Raw genomic sequence first — 23,964 nt, 5'->3', positions numbered from 1 at the left:
ACGGTCTTGGCTGCGCATACATCGCCTCTAAGGCACCAGGGTCAGTTGATCGGCGATGGGACCCAGCGCCAGGGTCGGCAGGAAGGTCAGCCCACCCACCAGCAGGATGGTCACGGTCAGCAGCACCACGAACAGCGGGCCATGGGTCGGGAAGCTGTCGCTGCCCTGCGGCGCGGTGTTCTTGGCCGCCAGGCTGCCGGCCAAAGCCAGCACCGGCAGGATGTAGCCGAAACGCCCGAGGAACATCGCCAGCGACAGCATCAGGTTGTGGAACGCTGTGTTGGCGGAAAAGCCACCGAATGCCGAGCCGTTGTTGGCGGTGGCCGAGGTGTAGGCGTACAGCAGCTGGCTGAAGCCATGCGCCCCCGGATTGCTCACCGCACCTGCCGGGCCGGGCAGGCTGGCGGCGATGGCACCCAGCACCAGCACGCCCAGGGGCATCACCAGCAAGGTGGCGACCAGCAGCTTGACCTCGTGGGCCTGGAGCTTCTTGCCCAGGTATTCCGGGGTACGGCCGATCATCAGCCCGGCCAGGAACACGGCGATCAGCACGTTGAGCAGCATGCCGTTGAGGCCCACGCCGACTCCGCCGAAGATCACCTCGCCGACCATCATGTTGGCCAGTGCCACCAGGCCGGTGAGCGGATTGAGGCTGTCATGCATGCCGTTCACCGAGCCATTGGAGGCCGCCGTGGTGGCCACTGCCCACAACGTGGTGCCGGTGACGCCAAAGCGCGCCTCCTTGCCTTCCAGCGGTGCGGCCTGCTCGACGCCAGCCATGGCCAGCGTCGGGTTGGGCTGGTATTCGGCCCACAGCGCCACGGCGCCGCCGATCAGCAGCAGCACCAGCATGCAGGCGAGAATCGCGCGGCTCTGGCGCATGTCCTTCACGTAATGACCGAAGGTGAACACCAGCGCGGCCGGGATCAGCAGGATCGACACCAGCTCCAGCAGGTTGCTCAGCGCCGTGGGGTTCTCGAACGGGTGCGCCGAGTTGACGCCGAAGAAGCCCCCGCCGTTGGTGCCCAGTTGCTTGATGGCGATCTGGCTGGCCGCCGGCCCCATCGGCAAGCTCTGGTCGGCGCCTTGCAGGGTCAGGGCATCGACGTAGTGGGCGAAGTTCTGCGGCACGCCCTGCCACACCAGCAGCAGCGCCAGCAGCAGGCTGATCGGCAGCAGGCCATAGAGGGTGGCACGGGTCAGGTCGGCCCAGAAGTTGCCCAAGTCGCGGGTGGAGCGCCGTGCGATACCCCGGCACAGCACCGCCAGCACGGCAATGCCGGTGGAGGCACTGACGAAGTTCTGCACGGTCAGGCCGAGCATCTGGCTCAGGTAGCTCAACGAAGCTTCACCGCTGTAGGCCTGCCAGTTGGTGTTGGTGACGAAGCTCATCGCGGTGTTGAACGCCAGGGTCCACTCCAGGCCCGGCAGTTGCTGCGGGTTGAGCGGCAGCTCGCCCTGCAGCATGAGCAGGGCGAACAGCAGCACGAAACCCGCCAGGTTGAAGCCCAGCAACGCCAGCGCGTAGGTCTTCCAATCCTGACCGGCAGCCGGGTCGACCCCGGACAGTCGATAGCAGCCCTTCTCCAGCGGGCCGAGCAACGGCGTGAGCCAGGTGCGTTCGCCCTCCATGACCCGATACCAGAAGCGCCCCAGCAGCGGCGCGCTGCCCAGCAGCAACAGCAGAAAAGCGCCGATCAGCAGATAGTCATAGCTGTGCATGGCCGTTCCCTCACTGGCGGTCGGCGCGCAGCAGCGCGACGAGCAGGTAGACGATCAGCCCGATGCCGAGCAACAGTGAAACCCCATCCAGAACGCTCATTGAATTCCCCTTGTACGGCGACGGCCGTGTAGGGAAATTGTCCGCAAAGGGGGCGTAAAGGAACGAGATCGAAGGCCGCCTGGCGGCATAAAGAATGCGTAAAGATGCAGGCGGGCCGGGCGTCAGGCGCAGTACTGGTCAGTTAGGCCGGGTAAGCGGCTTCAGCCGCGAAGCGACCACCTGTTCACGACAGATGCAGTGAATTTTCCGGCGCCTTCGTGAGCAAGCGCCAACAACCGTCTGCCGGGCCGCCCGGTGCCGAAGTGTCATTTCTGTCAGGTTCGCCGCCGCCGTATCGGCGCTATGCTGGCCGGCAAGTTTCCATGGATGAGGAACTTGTCATGAACCACCACAACGCAACTGCCTGCGACCCCCCCTGCCCGGTCAGGCTGACCCACAAGGAACTGGAAACCCTGCACTGGGTGGCGATGGGCAAGACCGCCTGGGAAATCTCGCGCATTCTTGGCCGCAGCGAAGCCGTGATCAACTTCCACCAGAGCAACATCCGCCGCAAGTTCGGCGTGTGCACCATGCGCCTGGCGCTGGTGCGCGCCATCGAACAGGGGATCATTCGTCTGGATTGACGCCACACTGCCTGCCACGCGGTGGCAGGCACTGTCGTCAGTGGCGAATGCCGCGGGATTGGCGATGGCGTGCCAGCGCGGCAAGCTGCGCTTCATAGCTGTCGTTGCGGTGCTTGCGAATCGCCGTTACGCGAGCGTTGATCGCCGCCCGCGCATGCCGCGTGATACCCGGTCGGCCCAGGTTTTCCTGGGTGTAGAGAAGCGCCGCTTGCGCACTTTGCAACAGCTCCAGACTGGCGTTATGAGCACTGCGCGCACCTTCAAGTAGCGGCCGATGCACTTTCAGCTCTTGAGCAAAGCGGCCAGGGTTGGCCTGGTATTTCTTCATCGCCTGCTCAGCGCCGAGCAAGCGGCTTCCAAGCTCGGCCGCACGACTTTCACGCTCGGCCACGATCAGTTCGAGCGCGCCCTGATCGTCTCCTGTCAACGACCATAGGCGGCTGCGCTGTCTGCCAGGCCCAAGCACCTCGAGCATCGGCGGCCTGTCGGAGACGCTGCCTGGTGAAGTGCGCATCCGCCTGAAGCCCAGCGCCGTCAGCCAGCCATGGCCCGAGGGGTCAGTCCGGTTGAGCGGATCGCCCTGGCAATAGGCATAGGCGTTCAACCCGCCCTCGGCAAACGGGCTGCGGTTGTCCGGGCTGTGAAAACGCATCAGCACCGGGTTGTAGGCACGATAGCCATTGCCCAGGAGCTGCCAGACAAGGCTCGCCTCATGAAAGCCTCCGGCAAATCCTGGCCCGCTGCGCTGGCACGGTGGGTTGGGCCAGCCGTACGGGGTGTAAGCGAATAGCGACGACTGCATGAAACACGTGCGTCTGCTCAGGTCGGTTGTCATGGAAACCGTGCTCCTGCTGGGCGCCCATGTGCGACACGAATCTGCTCGGCGAGCCGGGAGACGAGAGCACGGGAGTATTTCGTAATGCCTGGATTGTCCAGATTGACCAGCGAGTAGACATACGCCTGCTCAACTTCACCGTGAGTCAAGCCGGCAGGAATCAGCGACCGCGGGTGTACCGTTTTAGACAGCGACCCGGCGTCACTGCTGGCGCTCAGGGCTTGCGGCGGGTTGGGCAGTTTTCGCTGCACCGCCAGTTGCTGCTCGTAGTGCAGCTTGATGGTTCTAAGGTCGTTGATGTCCTGGCCGGTGATATCCCTGAAACGACTGGTAGCAGGCTGCTCACCTTGCAATTTTTGCGGGCTGACAGCCTTCAGCAGCCTGGGCACCTTGACGGCCTTGCTGGACGCGGTCGTGAAATGCCGTAGCAAGGGATCGAACAACGAACCGTGCCCGCTGGGATCGGTCCTGTTCAGCGGATCCCCACGACAGTAGGCATACGCATTTAACCCGCCCTCTGCAAACGGGCTGCGGTTGTCCGGGCTGTGAAAGCGCATCAGCGCCGGGTTGTAGGCGCGGTAGCCGTGGCCGAGCAGTTGCCAGGCAAGGCCGGGTTCGTGCAACTCACCGTTGAAGCCCTGCCCACCGCCATCGGCGGGCAAAGACCGATAACCATAGGGAGAGTACGTGCCACAGCCGACACTGGCTGCCGCCACGCTATGCTGCAGTTCAATGCTCATTCTCATCCTCCGGCTATCAGCGCACACCGTGGTAGCGATAGACCCATGCTGCCCCCCTTAGCGGAACGCAATCACCCCATACTTACGGCTATGCCTCTTTCTTGGACGCGTTGAGCATGGAGCTGGAGACGAACCTGTCTACTGGTCTCGGCAATCTCATCCCGAATAAACTTGCGTAACCTCAGCAGTTCATGCTTCGTGGCTCGGCGCGCTTCGAGCGTGATCCCTTGATGCCCGATGTTGGTCTTGAGGTAGTCATACGCCTCCGTCGCCTCTTGTGCTGTCGAGAATGCGCTCCCTTCAATTGCATCAAGCCTTCGCAACTCGTCGGGATTTACACGTCCCTGAGGGATAGCTCTCTGGAGGCGCGCGCGCGCTTTTTGATGCTGCGCCGTCGTTATCTGGACGAGTTCTCTGGAGCGCTCGACGTCTTTGCTGGTTATCTTGCTCAACCGCTCAGGTGTATCAGCCTTCGTTGCCTTCAACGGTGCGGGAATCTTGCTGGCAATCTCCGAACGGGTGGTCTTCGTGTTCCTGAACATCCGAATCAAAGCCCCCCATGGAGAATGCCCACTCGGATCCTCGCCATTCACCGGGTCCCCCTCACAATAGGCATAGGCATTCAACCCGCCCTCGTCGAACGGGCTCAGGCTGTCCGGGGCATGAAAGCGCAACAGCGCCGGGTTGTAGGCCCGGTAGCCGTTGCCCAGCAGTTGCCAAGCAATGGCGGGCTCGGCGTACTGACCGTTGAACGCCGGGCCGCCATCAGGCTTTGGGGAGTCACCTTCTTGCCCATGGGGCAGGTAGGCCCTCGATTCATCGCCCGTGGCGCGAAGCTCATGCAGCACGCTGTTGTGCTGGTCAGTGCCCAGCAGGGTCTGCCCGGCTTCGGCCAGCAACAGGTCGCCGCCGCGCAGGTAACTGCTGCTGCCCTGGACGCCCTGGCGGGTCGCCAGTTGGTCGCCCTGATAGAAGCGCTGCTCGTCGTCCTGCCCGCCCACCCGGTCCAGCGGGTCATAGCGGTAGCTGCCCCCTGCGCCAGGGCCGCTGACCGTCAGCAGGCGGTTGAGCGCGTCGTAGGTCAGGGTGCGGCCCGCCTCGTCGCGCAGCAGGTTGCCGTTGTCGTCGTAATCCAGATGGATGACCGTCGGGTAATCGGCGTGGTTGTTCTCGATACGGGTCAATTGCGCCGGGTCCGGACCCTCGTGGAAATACCGCGCGCGGTTGGTACCGGCGTCGGAATAGGTCATCACGGTGGTGATGTTGTCCAGTGCATCGTAGATGTACACCTGGCGCTGCACCTGCTTGCCATAAGGGTCGACCGGCGGCTGGCTGCCGCTGCACTCATAGTTGCTCAAGCGCCCACGCGCATCGTAGGCATAGGTCTCGTCACGCAGCAGCTCGCTGCCCTCTTTCAGGGTTCGCCGGGTCAGCTCGTCGTCCTCGTTCCAATGCTGCTCCAGGGTCTGGGCCGTGCCATTGAGGTCGAAGGTGCGCAGGGTTTCGCGGTCGAAGTCGTCATAGGCCAACTCGGTGCCCAACTGCTGGCCACTCTGGTCATCACGGGTCACGACTGACTGCAAACGTCCCAGCGCGTCGTACTCCAGGTGCGCATGGGTGCTGCCCAGGTCGGTGTCGGTCAAGCGGCCCTGGTCATCGTAGGTGCAGGTCTGCTCCTGGCCGAGTACATCGGTGTAGCCCAGCAGGCGGCCCAGGCGGCTATAGCGGTAGTGCATCTGGTACTCGGTGCCGTCGCCGGAACGCCGGGTCTCGAGCTTGAGCTGCTGGGTGCTGAAGTATTCGCGGGCGAGGAACTCGCCCTGCTCCTGACAATCGAGCAGCAAGGCGTTCTTCACGTCGTAACCGTACTCCGCCTGCACACTGCCGGGCAGGCGGCGGCGTACCGGCTCGGTGCCCAGTTGCGGCTGGTATTCGTACTCCACCAACTCGCCGCTGGCGGTGGTCATGTCCTTGGGCTGGAACAATCCCGGCTCGTAGGTGAACACTTGGCGACGCCCGCCGGTGATGGCTTCCCTGCGCCGGTCGAGGCCGTCGAACACCTGCTCGCCCAGCAGCTTGTCAGCGCCGTTGTGCTCGACACTGATGCGCACCGGCAAATCCTCCGCGCTGTGCGCGGCATAGCCTCGATGCACCACCGCATCGTCGGCCAGGGTGGTTTCGGTCTCACGGTCGAAAGCGTCATAGCGGTAAGCGGTGACACGCCCGCCCTGGTCCACGGTCTGGCGTTCTGCAATCTTGCGGCCCAACCCGTCGTAGTCGTACGACAGTAGGCTCAGCGACTGTCCACTGCGGTCGAAGCGCTCGACCCGCGTCGGCAGCTCGAACAGGCTCAACCAAGTCTCGGTAACGCCGGTGCGCAGAGCGGAGCCCCCCGCCTCTTCACGCCAGCTGCGACGGATCGGCCCGGCACTGGCCGGGGTGCCTATGGGGTCGGTCTCTTCGATGCTGCGCACCCCGTCGGGGCCGGTCACGCAGCGCTGCTCACCCCAGTCGTCATAGTCGTACTGGCTGCTCAGGGCCAACTGCCGGCTTTCCAGCCAGTCGAACTCGGTTTCTTCGCGCAGTTGCCCCCAGGCGTCGTAGCGGGCCGCGTAGATCGGCCGCTGTTGGTCCTGCCGGCCGAGGGTGTCGGCGTCTGCCCGGGTTTCGCGTACCACCCGGTTGAGGCCATCGAAGAACGAGACGGTCTGCACGCCCTTGACATCCACCTGGCTCTGCCAAGCCTGTTCGCCAGGCTTCGCACACAGCTGGTAGTTGTAGGTTCGCGAAGCTTCCCAGGGCGTACCTGGCGCTACGGTTTCCTCCACCACCCGGCGCAGGGCGTCGTAGTGGTAGCGGATTTCCACGTCGTTGTCATCGCGATTGAGCAACGGCTCGCCGGTGAACAGCGAGTGTTCCAGGGTGATGACCTTCTGCTCGCCATCGAAACCGCTCAGGGTCTGCACCGTGCGCAGGATGCTCTGGCCGAACAATGGGCTGCTTTCCTTGCTGTAGAGCGAACGAGTGACGGTGTCATGACCATTGAGCGACAGCGTCTCGCTGTCCGTACGACCATGCAGGAAGGCGTCATCTGGCGTGTCCAGGTACTCGAAGGTGGTTTGCTGCAGGGTCTGTTCCTGCGCACCCGATACTTGCACCAGGGTTTCGCTGTGGGTGGCCAGCCAATCGGGCTGACCGCTGCCGTCCAGGGCAGGCAGGCCCAGGTAGCGGTAGCGCGTGCGCAGCAGCGGTGCGTCGCCCTCGGCAGTGGCCGGGGTCACGGTCTTGTCCTTCAGCCAGCGCACGAAGCCTTCCGGGTCTGGCGGGCAGTCGTCGCCTTCACCCGCAGCGGAATACCAGGTACTCACCTCGGTGACACCCGTGGCCTGCACTTCACGGGTCAGGTTGCCGTGGTCATCATAAGCCGTGGTCACCTTCTCGCTGCGAAAGCGCGTGGCGTCATCGGTCAGGCCCCAGCTGGTGGTGGTCTCGCTGGGCAGCTGACACTGCCGGGGCTGCTGCTCGAACGGCACACCGTCATGGTCGTGATAAAGGGTCTTGACGCTCTTGCGCGCCTTGCCCTGGGTGGTGACCTCCTCGGTGACCAGGTGAAAGCGGTTGAAGGTGCGCTGGATGCTGCGCACCGGCTGCTCATCGACATGCAGGGTCTCGGTGCACTGATACTCATAGGTGCCGCCATGCCGGTACAGATTGTCCAGGCCATCCTCTGCCCAGCCGATGTTCAGGCCGCCCCCCAGGAAGTTGTGCACCCCAGGCCCGTAGCTGTAATGCACGTCCACCGGAGCCTGGTCGAAACCGGGTTCGACCCGATGCCGGGTCACCCGAGGCAGCGGCGTGCGCCCGGCATTGGCCGGCAGCTGGTGCCCGCCGTCCTGATAGAACAGCTGCTCCTGGGCACCGGTAGGGGTTTCGACGCTGCTCAGGCACAGATGCTCGTTGACCCGCTGGTAACCGAAGCGCCAGCTGGCCTGCTCCTCAGTGGGCAGGGTAATGCGGATGACATGATGGTCGCTGCCCACCAGGCTCATGATGAAAGAGGCCAGGGGCTCGCCCGCCTCACCCGCCCCCGGATTCATCAGGATCCGCACTTCACTGCTGGTCCGCTCGACGCTCAGCAGCATCTGCCCGGCCTGGTCGGTGACGCTGTTCAGCAGCGGGTAGGTGCCGTTGAAGGTCGTGTAGTCGAGATTCAGGACGTGGCCTTCCGGTGCCTGCACTTGTACCGGTACCGCCACCAGATGCGAAGCGCTGCCACGGACTTCCAGCCACTCGGTGAGGCCGGATTTGTGGGCGATGCGATAACGATCCTGGGCAACCTGATAGAAGTGAAAGCTATCGATCTTCTGCTCGCGCATCAGCAGCCGACCGGCGTCACCGCTCTCAGTAACCTTGAACGACTCGCCACTGGCCAGCGACACCACCTGGTTGCCGGGCATGTACTGCGACAGGCGCAGGCTCCAGCCCAGGCCGAAACCGCTGTCGGTGCCGTTGAGCGGGTTATAGCCCAAGCTCAGCGGCAGGCCGGGGCCGCGCAGGTCGTTGGCTTGCAGGGCGGGCAACTCGATGGCCAGGGTGTACTGACCGGTGCGCGGGTCCACCCCGCCCTTGACGAAGCTCATGAAGTTGAAGGCATTGGAATGCACGGAAGTGGAAACGGTCATGTCGATGTTCCTGTGGCAAAGAGGCCCGTGAACGGCAACAGGTCTGTAGCGGATGATCGGGGTTCAAGGTTGATGCTGTTCGGTCTGGCCGGCTTCTCGCCTGCAGGAACGGCTTCAGCCGCGAAGCGAGCGCATGTTCACAACAGATGCGCTGAATTTCCTCGCGCTTTCGCGGCTGAAGCCGCTCCTGGCGAGGCACATAACGCCTGACCGAGCAGTGCTGGGTTAAGGCCAGCACGGTCCGGTGTGCGCCGCTCAACTGCGCGGCACGCCCAGGCTGTCCACGTATCGGTCGAACTCCACGTGGCTCAAACGATTGCGGTGCCCCAGGTTGGCGGGCGCATCGAAGCTGATCCTGCGCTTGTGCACGTTGCCCTGCCGGTCACGCAGCACCACCATCAAGGGCCTGGAGAGCTTGTCGCGTACCGGGCTAATAAGCGGCACGCTTTGCTCGCTGGAACTGGCAGGCACGTAGGCGACCCGATCGGAACGATGCAGGGTGATCACCAGAGTGCCTGGCTGGAAGAAGTTCCGGTCGATTTCAATCGGGAAGTTGCGCTCGTCATTCGATTCCTCGGAACCCTTCACGAGTTTTTCCAGGTCATCGTCGAACTGCACATAAGCGCTGTCGTCCGTCGCGCTTTGCGGGTCGTCGAAGATGTAGCCGGTCCAGCTGAACATCTCTTCCCACAGGGCTTCACTTTCCCAAGCCACCATGGAGCGGTTGAGCGCATCCAGCGCACCTTCGGCCACGAACTCCAGCGTCTCGAAGCGCACACTGTTCAGGCTGGGCGGGCGGTAGCTCAGAGTCCAGTAGTCCACAGTGCGCAGGTGGTAGTCGAAATCATCTTCATCGGGACCGCCGGGGTCGCCCCCACCGTCTACCCGCTTGCGCTCGAATTTGTAGTACTCAGGGCTGAACGCGGGAATCGCTTGCGAGGTGACGGTGACCGTGCCATACAGCTCGCTTTTATCGGTGGAGCGCTCGAATTTGAGATTGTCAGAGCGCTGAAACTGTGCATAAAAAGTCACCGACGTGTTGCTGCCCAGCCGGCTGTGCAGGTAGCGCGGCACGATGCGCCTCGAAGGATTGGCGTCTTTTGCCTGGTCAGAACGCGTCTGACCAGGCGAAGCAAGTTCGAAGCGGTTGCGCTGGACCCAGGTGCGCCATTGTTCAACATCCGTTTCGGGGATGCCTTGCTCCTGCGGATCGATACCCTCGACACACTGATCGCCACGATTTTCCACGATAGTGATCGAGTTCAGCTCCCAGGCATTCAGCGGTATGGGTTGCTCACCCACGAGCTGGGTCTCTACCAGCACTTCCAGCTCGAGCTGTTGGTAGCCATTGGCATACAGGCTGCCACGACGCTCGTCATCCAACCCACCCTTGACCCGCAGGGTGAACTGCGAGATGTCTTTCCAGTGTTCTTCCTCCAGTTGCTCGGACATGTCCATGACGCAATAACCGCTGGCCAGGACGATGTCGTGGTCGACGATTTCGCAGAGCACCACACTGCTGGCGGTGATGCCCTCGGCAGGCGCGCTGAACAGGCCCGATGCACTCACGCTGCCACCTCCGCTCAGCAGCCGCCAACGTCGTGGCAACCCCGGCAACAGGCTGGCATCGGCCTGCAGCTGGATACCTGCCGAGCGGCGGATACCGCGGGTCTGCGCGGCCTGCACGCCCAGCAACTGCTGGCCACTGACCAGCAGCAGGCTGGCCTGGCGTCGCTCGTTGCCTGACGCCTCGACTTCCTGGGCCTCGATGCTGGTGCGCCCCAGGTGCGCAGCGGGGCTGAACAGCGCCTGCCCGTCAGCGGTCACTGCCAGCTCGCCCTGCTCAGGGCCCCGCAGCGACCAGGTCACCGCTTCCCCCTCCAGCGATGAGGCCGCCAGGCGAATCGGTGCCGATACGGTTTGCGGTACGCGAGAGGCCAGGCGCGGGGTGATGCTCATGCTGTCGTAAACCACGCGCACCTGGGTCGAGACACTGCGGGTCCCGCCTTGGGCCTCGTAGTCGGCACTGATGACCACGGTGAGGGTGTCGTGGCCGACCTGATCCGGCGCCGGAGCGGTATAGCGACCGCCATTGATCGTGCCATGCCCCTGCTCGGTATGGCTCTCCAGGCTGACCGCTCGCCAGTTCTGGGTGGCCGGCTGTGTGCCGTTGCCCAAACGCACCGTGAATTGCTTGCTCTGGCCAGGGCGCAGTACCGCCGCGCTCGGTTCGATGTACACGGAGTCCTGCGTCGGCTCGATATTGCCGAACACCGCAAGGTCGGCGGGTACCTCGCGAATTTGCTCCCCGAAGCGGTGACCATTGGGAAATTGCAGGTCTTCAAGAGCCTCCAGCGGATGGGTCAGCAGATGCAGGCGCATGCTCATGGCCAGCACGAAGGTCGCCGAAAAGGGGCCTGGGCTGTGCGTGTCGCTGGGAATCAGGTAGGGAAAGTCGGCGGTCGGCGGAAATCGGCCATCGACAATATTGGCGCGCAGACGCAAGAACACCACGACGGCCCCGTCGCCGTAATTCAGCGCCTCTTTGATACGGGCACCGGGGGCCGCCTGGGTCAGCAGGCGAAAGCCGACCGGGGCCAATGGGCCATAGCGCTTGAGATTGAGGGTCCCGACCTGGAACCCGCTGCGGTCGGGTGCCAACCGCGCGAGCTGGCGCTGGAACAGCTCGGCCAGCAGCTCATTGGTCGCCTGGTCATCGCCCGCCAGATTGCAACGCACCCCGACGGCGCGGGACAGATCAAGCACCACCCGCCCACGCCGATCGACTTCACCAATGGCCATGCTCAGGTCAATGTCCATCTCCAGCCAGAAGCCTTGTGCATGGGTGATGCTGGACGACGACAGCAGCGCAGCCGGGACATTGGCCCCCTTCTGCCTGGAAAGATAGCGGCCAGCCACGATGTCCATGCGCACTACGGCCCGGGAATCGCTCAGCGAGGCGGTCTCGAACGACAACTGCGGCGTGCCCAATTGGATATCCGCCAGCTCGGCGACCGCGCCACTGGCGGATATCACGCGGTGGCTGCCGGTCAACAAGGGCAGCCAGCGCTGACGCCCGAAGTTGTTGATGAACTCCTGGCGCAACAGCATGTTGATCTTGTCCCGAGCGAACACCGCGACGGCGCCCCAGCCCTGGGTCACGGAGCCTGCGCTCATGCGTTGCAGAAGACTTTCAAGCGTATTGGACATGATGTGCCTCTCTTGCTCGCCCCGGCCCGCGCCAGGGACGGCGATCACTGTGAACCGGCCAGGTCCCGCAACAAGGCGGGCGCGCTGCCCAACGGCAGGGGCAGAATGAGGTGGCCGTCGAAATCCAGGTCCAGCTCCGGCATCGCGACGTGGGCGAACACCAGAACGAACGCCTGCCGGGCGCTGGCGCTGGCCTCGTATACGCCCTGTTCGTCGATGAAACCCGGCCCGCCCAGCGGCAGGCTCCAGGTCGCCTGTCGTGGCGTACCACCCACCTGAGCGTGCAACTGCAGTCGCGCTTCGCCAGGGAACGCTTCGGGGTCGGGCTTGATCACCAAGGTGGAGGCGGCCTGACGCACCAGCACATAGGCCGACTGCGCCTTGCCGCTTTGCGGTTCGATGACCTGGATCTCGTCGAGCACGTAAGTCTTGTCGGCGACACGTGCCGCCGCGACATAGGTGCATGACGCGAAAGGCCCACCCGGCTCCAGGGTGCCGCTTTCCCCCGGTTGCGGATCCTTGATCGCCCACTCCAGGCTCTGGCCAGCCGGATGGTGGGCCGTCAACTCGAGGCGCTCGCCGTGGTTGCAGACCTGGATGAGCGGGTTGACGCTGATCGGCCGGTCCGAGACCGTAAGCAGCGCGAGCCGCGACTGCCCGGTGGCCGTCTGCCTGGCCATCACCAATACACGACTGACGCTGGCGTTCATGGCGTGCGCCGGTGGTGCCCGGTACAGACCCTGTGCATCGATGCTGCCTGGGTCGCCGCTGCTGCCAGGCAAGCCGAGCACGCTCCAGGTCAGGTCTGCTTGCTCCGGCTCAGCGCGCAGCTGCAAACGCTCACCGGCGACGACCGCCGCCGGGTGCGGCACGACGTGCCAGTTCGCGCCTGGCTCGGCCAGCCGGCCAAACAGCGCCAGATCGAGAGGCAGCGCTCGCACATCGGGCTGCAGCGCATAACGCTCGCTGACTTCGACGCTCTCGAGAAAGCTTTCCGGGGCTTGCAGGGTCAGCCCCTCGGCCAGCCCATGCAGAAAACGGCGCTTGACGGTCTGGGCGATGAAGCCCTGGATCTGTTCCATTTCCTCGGCCGGCAGTGCCGGCAGGCCGCTGAGCGGCTCGGCTTCGACACCGAGGTCGTAAGGCACGAACAGCTGCCCCTGCATGCCGTAGCGGGCCGAGGCCTGGCCCAGCACATGGAACTGATACTCGACCCGCACCTGGAAAGAACCCGTATAGGTGCGCCAGCCGGACGCATCCAGGGCTTTAAAACTGAATGCCGTCTCGCAGGCAAAGACTCCGACCTGACGCGCACCGGTGTGATCGAAGTGCGCCGCCAAGGGTGACTCCGTGTCTGCGGCCTGCAGGGTGAAGGCCTCGCTGCGAAACTCGAACTGCGGGCTGGCAAGGCTTGTCGCAGGCACGCGCAGCGCCCCGCTGGTGGCCACCATGCGTGCGGGCACACCGTTGGCCGGCTGGAACTCGAACTGCCCGCCCTCAAGCAGCCCCTGAACCGCCAGCCCCAAGGCTGCGCGGTGCACCAGATGACCCGCGAACAATGCCGTGAAAGAGAACGCCTGCTCAGCGTCATCCGGCAACAGGTAACGAAATCCGCTGCCCTGCGTGGGAACGCTGGCGACGTTGTTGGGCGCCAGGCCGACAAACAGCAACAACGCGCCATCAGCGTTATCACCCCGCTGGGTGGCGGGCGCAGCCTGCAGCCGGACGGCCAGCGAACCGATGTGCATCAGCGGGTGATCGAGGTTCGGCAGTGCCGCCACAGGCCATTGCCGCACGCCGCTTTCCAATCCTTGCAACCAGGCCTGAATCGCACGCCCGGCTTCGCGCTGCTCGGCCGGGGTGCCAGGGAATTGCAGTTGCACGTTGTCTGCGCCGGCCAGGTCGATGTTCACCTGGCGCTGCTCACCTTGTGGTTCGACGTTGAGCAGCAGCTCGATACCGTCCTCGCCCGCCCAGGACGACAAGCGCACGATGCTGCGGTTGCCGGCCACGGTATCGACCAGCAGGTCATGACCCGCCAGCAGCGGCAGGCGCAGGGCGACGCGCGGAGTTTCCAGCGAAGCGCCCTGCAGGCTGAACGCGGGCGCGCCCAGGATGAGGCCGGAAAAATAGTGGGTGAAGCTGGTCTCTGGCACCTCGGCACTGAGCGTCGGGAGCTGCCAGTGGTCCTGGGCACTCAGGCGCGTGGTGTACAAATCCAGCAGCGCCTGATTGAGCCAGGGAATGGCCAGGGCGAAGATCGCATCCGAACCGTAGGTCCGCGGTTCATCCTTCATCCAGGCCACCAGGCTGTCCAGTGAGTTGCCTGTCATGGCAGTGCCTCCTTGGCAAGTGTCGCGTTGTTCAGATGGTGGGTGATGGCACGCTCAGTGCGGCCAGTTCGTTGGGAAAATCCGCCAGCGGCAGCGGCAGGATGATGTGCCCCTCGAAGACCAGGTCCACCAGCTCGATCAAGTCTTCCCGGGCCATCACCAGCACGAAACGTTCGGTGGCCTGCGGATCAGCGGTGTACAGCCCGTCGGCATCGATGCTCCCTGGCCCGCCCAGCGGCAGTGACCACTCAGGTTTGCGCTGGCTGCTGCCCTTCCAGGCCTGCAGTTGCACCTGGCCGGCAGCCAAGGCGGCATCCTGCGCCACCTTGATGCTCAGCACCGGAGCTTCGAGCAGCACCAGCACATGGGCCTGGGCCACGTGCCCGGTGCTGTCGTTGCGCACTTCGATTTCGTCGAGCACATAGCTCCGGTGGGCAATCGGCTGGGTCGTGGCCACATAACTGTGATCGCCGTCGGGCTTGTCGCTGGGCTGCAGCGAGCCGCTTTCGCCGGTTACCGGATCGCGGATCGACCAGAAGAGGCTGCCTTCGCCCAGCTGGCCGGCGGCCAGTTCCACTCGCCCGCCGATATCGCACAGTTGAATGAGCGGATTCACGGTCAGGCCGCTGGGCACGATGGTGAGCAGCGCCGAACTCTGGTAGAGCGTCTGTGGGTCGCGGGCGGTGACCCGCACGCGTAGGAAGCGCCCCTCGATGGCACTCGCCGCCGGTGCCTGGTAGAGACCGTTCTGGTCGATGCTGCCGGCCTCGCGGCCGCTGCGCTGCAGATCATCCACGCTCCAGCTCAGCCCCGCCACGGCAGGCAGCGTGCCGAACAGGCAGGTCTCACCCGCGCCGATCAGCGGTTGCATGGGGGTGACGGCGAAAGTACTCAGTACCGGGTCGATACGGCCAAAGGCGCCGAGATCATGGGGCAGGTACAGCGCGTCCGCGACAATGGACTGGCTGAAGTTGAGTCTGATGCTGTCGCGGACCAAGGCTTCCAATGATTTGTTGAGCTGCTGCAGCAGCACCATATGCACTTCAATGCTCGCCAGGACCATACCGAGCGCAAGGGTGCTACCTATCGAAATAGAGATCAGGTGCCAGGAAGCCTTCAGAATCGCGAGCAATAAGTCTTTCACTCCTCCCCTTGCCTGCTCAGGCGGCTCCGGGGGGATTATCGGACGCACGATAGGCTCCCAATGGCTGCGTTTGATGGTCAGATCAACCGCAGACAATTCATATTCCGCTTCCATCTGCACGTCGAAGCTGATTTCACCGGAAACGAATACGTCATCCATATCCTGCAGCGAGAGCCGGAGGTCACCGTTCGCCGTAGCGCTCCATGAAAGCTTGGCCTTTTGGTCATTGAAGGTCACTTTCAGCTCATGAGGAGCCGCCGCGGAGAAACGCAGGTTTTCACACAGCACGTTCAAAATGTAAAACTGGCCATCGCCAGGAAACTGTGGCAGGGGCATGGGGACCAGCATGGGGGCGATTTCCAGCGCTCCTGCCGTCGTCGTCGCGGACAACAGCTTTCCATACTCGTCACGCTGGTAGGTGAAGTGATACCCGCCAATCATGTCGGCGACCATTTCCAATACACCAGCCTCGAACACCCGCTCACGGTCGAGCAGCACCGTTGCCGAATAATCCTTCCCGGCGTCGTCCGCAATCAGATAGCGATAGCCGGTGCCGGGAATGGCGCCTTCGTTGCTTTGCTGCATGCAGATGAGAATCAGGATCGCGCCGTCGGCATCCCCTTGACCTTTGCTCTGGGTACGCAGGCGGAAGGACTGCGGGCTCAGCAACAGCTGGTCGTTGGGCTGGATTTTCCCCAGGACGAAGAGGCGTTGCTCATCGGGCAACTGGTTGAACAGGTCCTTGAAGAACTCGCCGCCCAGGCGCCGCTCGTGTTCGGTCTGAGCGAAGGTCAGGCTGAAATTGTCGCTGTGCTTGAGGTCGAGCAGCACACGCCCGCCGGCTTCGACGCTGCCGGGCACTCGGTCGAGTTCCAGCTCCAGCTCGAGGCGAGGTCCCTGCAGCGGGTCGATCTCGTCGACCCGCACGGCGCTCCAGATGTCCACGTCCTTTTTCATCGCCACCTGCACGCCGCCCATCACCGACATGCTCAAGCGGGCTCGGGAGTCGTCGATATTGGCGTTCTCGAACGACAGCCGTGGCACATCCAGAACGAAATCATGGATGTGCTGCTCGAAGCTGCCCTCCACCATCGTTACCCGACCACTGATGGGCGGCAGGTAGCTGGCCGAATCGAATCGTGCGATGTAAGCCTGGGCCAACAGCAGGTTGCACTTGTCACGGCTCAGCGCCGCGATCGAGTCCCAGCCATGCAAGATTTCGGTAGTGGGATTGGCCATCCACTCCAGCAGGCTTTGCAGTGAATTGTCACTCATGGGGTTGCCTCCCTGGCAATCGGCCCACCGAGTGGGCGCGAATCTTCGGTGGTGGCGCCAGCCTGCCGGCCTCACGCCACCAACTGGATCGAAACATCGACGAAGGCGATGTAACTGTGGCCATCATCGAAACTGGTACGCACCCGCACTTCGAAGTGGCTGCCGGGCTGGAGCCGCTCGAGGAATGCACGGGACAAGGTGGCCTGCAGTTCGCCTGCGTAGTACTCATCCTCACTGACCGGCAGATCATCGCGCAGCAACAGGCTGTCCTGTTCTCCGGTGCTCAGCAGCCCTAAGGCCTCGATGCGTACCGTCTGCCCCACCGCCATGAACACCCAGGCGGCGAGTGCGAACAGCGCACCGCTGGCGGGTACCTGGGCCAGCGACAAGGGCCGAGACTGGGTGGGTCTGCGCAACTGCGGGGCCGGCCACCCGGAAGGCATGCTGCGGATTTCCAGGTCGAACAGCTCCGAGGCGGAGGCCGGTTCCCCGGGCGGCGTGACTTGATAGAACACGTTCAGGCGCTTGCCGATATTGGCGGGTATGGCCGCCTTCGGAATGTAGAACCGCAGCGGGTCACTGGGCATTGGCTCGGTCACCACGATATTTCCCGTGCTGGCATGCCCATCCCAGTGCATCTGCAAGGCATCGTCCGGGCCGATCACCGCCTCATTGGGCACATGCACGTACACACCGCCGGTGATCTTGTCGGGGAACAGGTAACCCCTCGGCACACCGTCGACCGGGTCTTCCGGCTCGGCGCCCTCGACCACCGGCGGCGGCAGGTGAAGGGGTTTGCGCAGCAATACGGACAACGGCTCGCTGCTGCCTGCTGCGCCCCCACGGGCATATTGCCAAGTGAAGCTCACCTGTTTGCCGTTATTGGCGACCAGCCAGGGCCGCTCGACCGCAAAGCTCAGCAAGCCGCTGTCCACCACCGTTTCGTCGATCCGCAGCGCGCGGTCCAACGCCTCGATGCCATTGGCGTGGAGCAGCACATCGTCACCGGGCTGCATGCCAGGATAGGGCTCGACCAGCAGGGTAATGCCATTGGGAAACAGCTCGGGGTCCAGCGGGCCGCCGCCGAAATCCTCGATGCTCAGAGCCGGCAGTCGAGACAAAGCGCTGCGCACCACATCGAAACGCTGCAGCGGCCCCTGGGTGGGGGTAGTGGGCGTGGCATAGACGATCTGGTAACGGGCTTCCAGATAACCGCCCTCGATCACTTCCAGCTCATTACGCGGCACCGCCCAGCTCAGCGGCTGCCCCACTTCTGCGGCGGTCAGGGTCTTTTTCAGCACCAGGTCATCGAAGGGATCGTCTTCGCCAAAGTACAGCGCCAGGGTCAGAGTGACCTGGTCATCGACCGACATCGCGACATAGGGCGGCACCACCACCGTGGCCGAATTGCCGGTGATCCATTCGAGGACCACCTGCAGCTCGTGAGACTCACGGAACTGCGGCACGCCGAGGCCCGGCAGCCCTGTCGGCCGGTCACGCTGGCCGACGTAGAAGAACCGGCGCAGCGACTCCTCACCCGGCTGCCCCGGCTGCACCAGGTCGGCGATGAAGTACGAGTAGAACACCCACCCCTGGTCCAGCTCGTGCAATAGCGCATTGGGTATGCGGTAGGCGAAGCCTTCAGGCTCCAGCCCCACTACCGGCGTAGCGGACATCAACAGGTCACGGACACTGCCATCGGCACCGCAGCCGCGCCAGTTGGGAAAGATCTCGTCCCCCTCGGCAATGCCGGGGTAATCGATCCAGGTCAGCAGGTCATCACTGCCCAGTTGGTCCAGATCGATCCAGTTCTCCGGTTGCAGGTCGGGCACCTTGGGAGCGGGCAATGCCATGGTGGTCTCCTTGCGCAGGTCGGTGCCTTGCGATGGCAACGGCCGTTCTGTTCACTGGCGCCTTTTTTACCCCTGCCCCTGGCCGCAGCACAGCTGGCAGCGCTGCTAGGTCCGCGGCGCAGCGCAGGCTGATAGGGTCTGAACACAATCGCCCTGCCTGGACCGCGCCAGCCGTCATGCCACTCAGCCAGGCGTCAGACCCCCACAGCGAGGCTCAGAGGATGACCGCTTCCACTTCCGTGCACTCCAATGCACTCAACTTCATGGGTTACATGAAAAACGGCGTCGACCCGCGAACCGGGCAATACACCCTGTCGATCGACCTGCCGACCCTGGCCGCCAACGAGCTGCGCGGCCCGGAGCTGCCGCTGACCCTGGCCTACAACCCGCTCAATACCACGGACAGCGGCTTCGGCCTGGGCTGGAACCTGCAACTGTCGCAGTACCAGTTGAGCAACCAGGTGATCGCCGTGAGCGGCGGCGAGAGTTTCAAGGTCACCGGCACCGGCGACAACGGCCGGCTGCTGATGAAAGAACAGAAGATCGAGGGGTTTCGTCTCTACGACCTGGGCAACGAGCGTTACCGGCTGGCGCACAAATCCGGGCTGGTGGAAATGCTCGAGGTTCGCGGCGTGGGTAATTCACGTGCGGCTGTACCGGTTCAAGTGCTGTCTCCTGCCGGCCATGCCATTGCCCTGGACTACGACATCTACAATGGCCACGCCCTGTTGAAGACCATTACCGACGCGTGCGGCGAAACGCTGCTGAGCATCATCCGCCGCAGCCATGAAGTCGAAATTCTCCTGCGCCCCTACGCAGGCCCGGACGGCGCGCTGGCGCGCTTCGTCATGGCCCTGGAAGGCAGCGACCATCATGTCACGCGGATCAGCCTGCCCACCGAGGACCCCGCCTCGTGGCGCCTGAACTACAGCGAGATCAACGGCCAACTGCGCCTGAGCACGGTCCATACCCCCACCGGAGCCCAGGAAGACATCTACTACCGCGACGCCGGGCATGCCTTTCCGGCCCAGAGTGGGCGGGCGCCCCTGCCCCGTGTGACCCGCCATGTGATCCACCCGGGCCGCGGCCAGCCCGAAATGGACGTGCGCTACACCTACAGCAGCAACCAGCACAATTTCCTGGGTGCCGGGCTGCCCATCGCCTGGCTGGACGATGGCCTGGACAACCTCTATCGCTACAACCAGCCCTACGAATACCAGACCACCGAGACCCTGCACGTCGCCGAGAAGCCGGTACGGGCCATCCAGCGCACCTTCAACCGTTTCCACCTGCTGACCGAAGAAGTCACCATCCAAGGCAATACCCGCAAGACGCTGACCAATACCTACCATGACCGCGACGGCCTGCCCTTCGAGCAACAGCCCCGCCAGTGCCAACTGCCCAGCGAGGTCAAGACCCGCTGGAGCCTGGCCGACGATGCCACGCGCATCCGCAGCGAGCGCCTGGTCAGCCGCTTCGACGACCACGGCAACGTGGTTTACCAGCAACAGGCCAATGGCGTCGCCGAGACCCTGGAATGGTATCCGGCCGATGGCTCCGAAGACGGCTGCCCGGCGGACCCGGAGGGTTTCGTACGGCACCTCAAAAGCAGGACCCGCCATCCGGCACCTGGCCAAGGGGATGCGCCGCAGACCTGCACACGCCACCGCTACCTGAGCCTGGCGGCCCTGGATGACAGCGGCCAACCCGACTGGATAGCGCCGCAAAGTGAAACACTGGTGCAGTGGCGGGACGACGGAACCCCGGAGGTCGAACTCCAGCACAGCGCATTCGAATACCTGCACGTTCCCCAGGACGCCTTCGCCCACGCTCGCAGGCATCGGGAAAGCGTGACGCTCAACGGCCTGACGACCGTGACCGAACATGCCTGGAGCAAACCGGACGACCCGCCCTCCGGGCAGCCGGTGGTCGAAGTGAGCGACACCACGATCGGCTTCGACGACGCCCGCCGCACCGTATTGCGCCAGGACGCGCTGTACAGCGGACAAACCCTGCTGACCCGGATCGATGACGTGGAGTGCCACTACCGCTACGACGCGCTCGACCGAGTGGTGCAGGAGACCCTCTCCCCCGGCACGGCCTTCGAAGCGGTCCGGCACTACAGCTATGTATTGAGCGACAGGCCCGACATCCTCGCCGAACAGACGGTCGTCGACGCCCGCCAGGTGACTACCCGCACCCTGCTCGACGGTGTGGGCCGGGCCGTTGAAGAACAGCGCGACCACCTCGATGACCACGATCCCTGGGCCAGCCTGACCCTCTATGAAGCCCGCTATGACGCCTGGAACCGTATCAGCGAGGAGGTTCACCATGACCAGCTGGAAGGCCAGCTTCTCACGCTTGCCCAGCGCTACGAATACGACATCTGGGGCGAGCAGCGCTGCGTGGTCGGTCCTGATGGGGTCGCCCAGCATCGCCAGACCGACCCCATCGGCACACCGGAGTCCGCTGGCCCCATCGTGCGCAGCTGGACTCAGGCAGCGGGCGACGATGGCGCGATCAGCGGCCTGAGCGAGACCTGGATGAACCTGTTCGACAAACCCACGCGAGAAGCCCGCCTGGACGCAAAGGGTCTTGAAGTCAGCCATCTGGGCTACGCCTACGACGGGCTGGGCCGCTGTATCGAATCGACCGACGAGTACGGCGAACGGACCGTTTACGCCTACGACGCCTGGTCGCGCCTGACCGAGAACACCTTGCCTGACAACAGCGTGATCATTCGCCATTACGCGCCCCATAGCAGCGAGGCATTGGCCACCGCGATCGAAGTTCGCGACGCCGCAGGTGCGAACACTCTGATGGGCGAACAGGGCTTCGACGGGCTTTCGCGGCTGAGCCACGTCAGCGTCGGGCAGCGCACCGAGCACTTCAGCTATCAGGGCGGACATCTGCAGGTGCAGCAGCGCACCACCGGGGCCGGCGCCCAGGTGGACTATCAATACAACCTGCAACTGACCGACACCCCCACCACCGTGACGGTGGCTACGGCGAACGACACGGCCAGCTTCGACTATGACCCGGTGAGTGCACGCCTGACCTCCGCCGGCAACGCCTTGGGCTGCCGCCGCTATGGCTACGACGAGCACAATCGCTTGCTCAGCCAGGATTGGATCGACGCCCAGGGTCGCGAATGGCAGACCCTGTATGAACAGTCCTGGCAAGAGCGCCTGGTCAAGACCACCGAACCGGCCGCCGACGGCGGCGCAGGCCTGGCAACCCGGCGGACCTATGACCAGGCCGGGAAGCTCAAGACCCTGGAACAGGGCAAGCTGCGCGGCACCTTCGACTACGACGCCCTCGGCCGCCCACAGACGATCACCAGCCATGACCAGGGCAGCGGCAACCAGGTGCAGACACTGATCGACTACGACGACCAGGGTCGCGAAACCCTCCGCACCCTCAGCCCGGCCGGCCAGCCCGAGCAGATCATCGAGCAGCGCTGGCGCCTCGACGGGCTGCTGGAGAACCGTCACTGGCAGCAGGCAGGCAGCACGCTGCTCAACGAAGACTTCGAGTACGACGCACGCGGGCGCCTGAGCAAGCACCTGTGCAGCGGCACCCTGCTGCCCCGCGATGAACTGGGCCGAAGCATCACCAGCCAGTTGTTCATCTTCGATGCGCTGGACAACATCACCACCCTGCTGAGCCGTTTCGACGATGGCCAGAGCGAACGCGCACGCTTCACCTATGACCTCGCCTCACCCTGCCAGTTGACCGGCGTCAGCTACACGCCGGCCAGGGTCAGCGGCAACCTGAGCTTCAGCTACGACGCCGATGGCAACCAGCTCAACGACGAACAGGGGCGACAACTGGCTTACGACCCCCTGAGCCGCCTGCAACGGGTCAGCGATAGCGCAGGCCAGGCGCTGGGCGAGTATCGCTATGACAGCCACGATCAGTTGGTCAATACCCAGCAGGCCGGCCAGGCCGAGGCCCTGCATTTCTACGAAGGCGACAGGATCAGCAGCCGGATACACAACGGCGTGCAGACCCACTGGCTGCAAGCAGCCGCGGGCGAGCAACCCCTGGGCCAGCAGCAACCCGGCAATGACCAGCAGACTCTACTGCTCTGCGATGCCAACCACAGCGTACGCGGCGCCGCGACACCCGACACCCTGCGTCAGGCCGTGTACAGCGCCTACGGTCAGCGCTCCGGCGAGGAACCGCTCGGCGCAGCCCTGGGCTTCAACGGCGAGCCGCTCGACGAAGCCAGCGGCTGGTACCTGCTGGGCAAGGGCTACCGGGCCTACAACCCGGCGCTGATGCGCTTTCACAGCCCGGACAGCCTCAGCCCGTTCGAGGCTGGCGGGCTGAACCCCTACACCTATTGCCTGGGCAACCCCATCGCCCTGCGCGACCCCACCGGTCATGCTGCGATCGGCTTCAGTGGGCGGCTGCGGACCAACCATGAGAACGAGAGCTGGGGGGGCAGTGGCGGTAGCGGCGGTAGCATCCTGGGTTGGGTGTTCGTGGCGCTGGGCGTGATCGGCACCGTAGCCGCCGTGGCGGCGGCTATCGCCACCTATGGCTTACTGACACCGGTCGCCGTTGGCGCGGCGGAAGGCACGGCGGCGGCGACGGCGGCAGCCGCCGGTGCCACAGCGGCCACTTCTGCGGCGGCAGGTGGCGCCGCCAGCGCAGGCGGCGTTTCGCTTTCCGGCGCCGTCGCCTTCGGCGCGCTCTCGACCTCTGCCGCCCTGAGCGCCGGTTCCACCGTCGCCAGCGCCATCGGGACGGCAACGGGAGACGAACAGGCCAATCAATGGGCGCAATACCTGGGAATCGGCGCGGCCGTGACCGGTCTCGTCGGCGGCGCGGCCTATTCGATGGCCTCCAGTGCAGCCAAGGCGGCGAGGGCCGCTGGACAGGCGTCCGCGGCCATCGGCAGGGGATCGGTCAGTACTGGCATGGCGACAGTCGCCAGAAACAGCATCGATGATATTGGTCAGAATATGCTCTCGACGCGATCCGTTTTGCCTGTACCTAGGGCGACGCTCGCCTCTGCCTCCTCCCCTGCTGCAACCAGCGCCGGGGGTCGCAGCTGGTTATCCCGCTTCGGAGGTTTTCTGATACCGCGCCTGCCTCAGGGTGCGCCGAATGCTCACCTGCCCAGGCTCACCGTGCGCAGCTTGTATCCTGTTCGCGGATCGACGATCCACCGTTAGCACGATAGAGGAAGGGACTTGGCGCAGTCGCCAGATGCCTTCCTCGTCATCGCGACGCCATTGGATCTTAGTTCCGATACTGTTCGCTCAAGCGGCATGTGGCACGGTGGGAGCGGCTTTAGCCGCGAAAGCGCCAGGGACATTCACTGCATCTGTTGTGAACAGGCGGTCGCTTCGCGGCTGAAGCCGCTTGTGTCTTTCGACAGGGTAAAGTCAGAGGTGAGAGGGGTGGATGGCAACTGTTAAGCCGCGGTGCCCTGGAGCACGTGTAGGAGCCCAACTGCCATCCACTCTTTTCAC

General features: G+C 64.2%; 10 protein-coding genes and 1 pseudogene. 2 read left to right on the top strand and 9 right to left on the bottom strand.

Annotated elements, in window-relative coordinates:
• Positions 1-27: 27 nt before the first annotated feature.
• Positions 28-1,722 carry a potassium-transporting ATPase subunit KdpA gene (gene kdpA / locus QZ497_RS12075; RefSeq protein WP_295474937.1) on the bottom strand — a complete coding sequence of 565 codons (1,695 nt, stop codon included), beginning with the start codon at positions 1,720-1,722 and terminating at the stop codon, positions 28-30.
• Between the two features lie 10 nt (positions 1,723-1,732).
• The gene (kdpF, locus tag QZ497_RS12070; protein ID WP_253110809.1) at positions 1,733-1,822 is read right to left on the bottom strand and encodes a K(+)-transporting ATPase subunit F; all 90 of its coding nucleotides are present in this window, start codon (positions 1,820-1,822) and stop codon (positions 1,733-1,735) included.
• A gap of 383 nt (positions 1,823-2,205) precedes the next feature.
• Between kdpF and QZ497_RS12065 the strand changes: the two are divergent.
• Positions 2,206-2,406: pseudogene (locus QZ497_RS12065) on the top strand (helix-turn-helix domain-containing protein); the annotation flags it as partial.
• Between the two features lie 37 nt (positions 2,407-2,443).
• On the opposite strand, the gene QZ497_RS12060 reads toward QZ497_RS12065, so the two are convergent.
• The 7 genes from QZ497_RS12060 to QZ497_RS12030 form a co-directional block, all read right to left on the bottom strand.
• The gene (locus tag QZ497_RS12060) at positions 2,444-3,241 is read right to left on the bottom strand and encodes an RHS repeat-associated core domain-containing protein (protein WP_295474929.1); all 798 of its coding nucleotides are present in this window, start codon (positions 3,239-3,241) and stop codon (positions 2,444-2,446) included.
• Positions 3,238-3,981, bottom strand: a complete 744-nt coding sequence (locus tag QZ497_RS12055) for an RHS repeat-associated core domain-containing protein (protein WP_295474926.1) — start codon at positions 3,979-3,981, stop codon at positions 3,238-3,240. Before QZ497_RS12055 ends, QZ497_RS12060 begins: the two co-directional genes overlap by 4 nt.
• A gap of 71 nt (positions 3,982-4,052) precedes the next feature.
• The gene (locus tag QZ497_RS12050; protein WP_295474923.1) at positions 4,053-8,663 is read right to left on the bottom strand and encodes an RHS repeat-associated core domain-containing protein; all 4,611 of its coding nucleotides are present in this window, start codon (positions 8,661-8,663) and stop codon (positions 4,053-4,055) included.
• 255 nt (positions 8,664-8,918) lie between these two features.
• Positions 8,919-11,873, bottom strand: a complete 2,955-nt coding sequence (locus QZ497_RS12045) for a hypothetical protein (protein WP_295474919.1) — start codon at positions 11,871-11,873, stop codon at positions 8,919-8,921.
• Between the two features lie 44 nt (positions 11,874-11,917).
• Complete coding sequence (locus tag QZ497_RS12040) at positions 11,918-14,206, bottom strand: hypothetical protein (RefSeq protein WP_295474916.1); 2,289 nt, start codon at positions 14,204-14,206, stop codon at positions 11,918-11,920.
• A 31-nt stretch (positions 14,207-14,237) separates the two neighbouring features.
• Positions 14,238-16,625 (bottom strand): hypothetical protein, encoded by a 2,388-nt coding sequence (locus tag QZ497_RS12035; protein ID WP_295474913.1) that lies wholly within the window; start codon positions 16,623-16,625, stop codon positions 14,238-14,240.
• 71 nt (positions 16,626-16,696) lie between these two features.
• The gene (locus tag QZ497_RS12030; protein ID WP_295474910.1) at positions 16,697-18,478 is read right to left on the bottom strand and encodes a hypothetical protein; all 1,782 of its coding nucleotides are present in this window, start codon (positions 18,476-18,478) and stop codon (positions 16,697-16,699) included.
• A 221-nt stretch (positions 18,479-18,699) separates the two neighbouring features.
• Between QZ497_RS12030 and QZ497_RS12025 the strand changes: the two genes are divergently transcribed.
• Entirely contained in the window at positions 18,700-23,664 is a 4,965-nt protein-coding gene (locus tag QZ497_RS12025; protein ID WP_295474908.1) for an RHS repeat-associated core domain-containing protein, read from the top strand.
• Positions 23,665-23,964 lie beyond the last annotated feature (300 nt).

The organism is uncultured Pseudomonas sp., from assembly GCF_913777995.1.
GTDB lineage: Bacteria > Pseudomonadota > Gammaproteobacteria > Pseudomonadales > Pseudomonadaceae > Aquipseudomonas.
Note: the sequence above shows the minus strand (reverse complement) of the source record. Positions and strands in the feature narration are given on the sequence as shown.

Coding starts and splice junctions, on each gene's coding strand:
- kdpA (WP_295474937.1), bottom strand. CDS start 1,722: ATGCACAGCTATGACTATCTGCTGATCGGCGCTTTTCTGCTGTTGCTG.
- kdpF (WP_253110809.1), bottom strand. CDS start 1,822: ATGAGCGTTCTGGATGGGGTTTCACTGTTGCTCGGCATCGGGCTGATC.
- QZ497_RS12060 (WP_295474929.1), bottom strand. CDS start 3,241: ATGACAACCGACCTGAGCAGACGCACGTGTTTCATGCAGTCGTCGCTA.
- QZ497_RS12055 (WP_295474926.1), bottom strand. CDS start 3,981: ATGAGCATTGAACTGCAGCATAGCGTGGCGGCAGCCAGTGTCGGCTGT.
- QZ497_RS12050 (WP_295474923.1), bottom strand. CDS start 8,663: ATGACCGTTTCCACTTCCGTGCATTCCAATGCCTTCAACTTCATGAGC.
- QZ497_RS12045 (WP_295474919.1), bottom strand. CDS start 11,873: ATGTCCAATACGCTTGAAAGTCTTCTGCAACGCATGAGCGCAGGCTCC.
- QZ497_RS12040 (WP_295474916.1), bottom strand. CDS start 14,206: ATGACAGGCAACTCACTGGACAGCCTGGTGGCCTGGATGAAGGATGAA.
- QZ497_RS12035 (WP_295474913.1), bottom strand. CDS start 16,625: ATGAGTGACAATTCACTGCAAAGCCTGCTGGAGTGGATGGCCAATCCC.
- QZ497_RS12030 (WP_295474910.1), bottom strand. CDS start 18,478: ATGGCATTGCCCGCTCCCAAGGTGCCCGACCTGCAACCGGAGAACTGG.
- QZ497_RS12025 (WP_295474908.1), top strand. CDS start 18,700: ATGACCGCTTCCACTTCCGTGCACTCCAATGCACTCAACTTCATGGGT.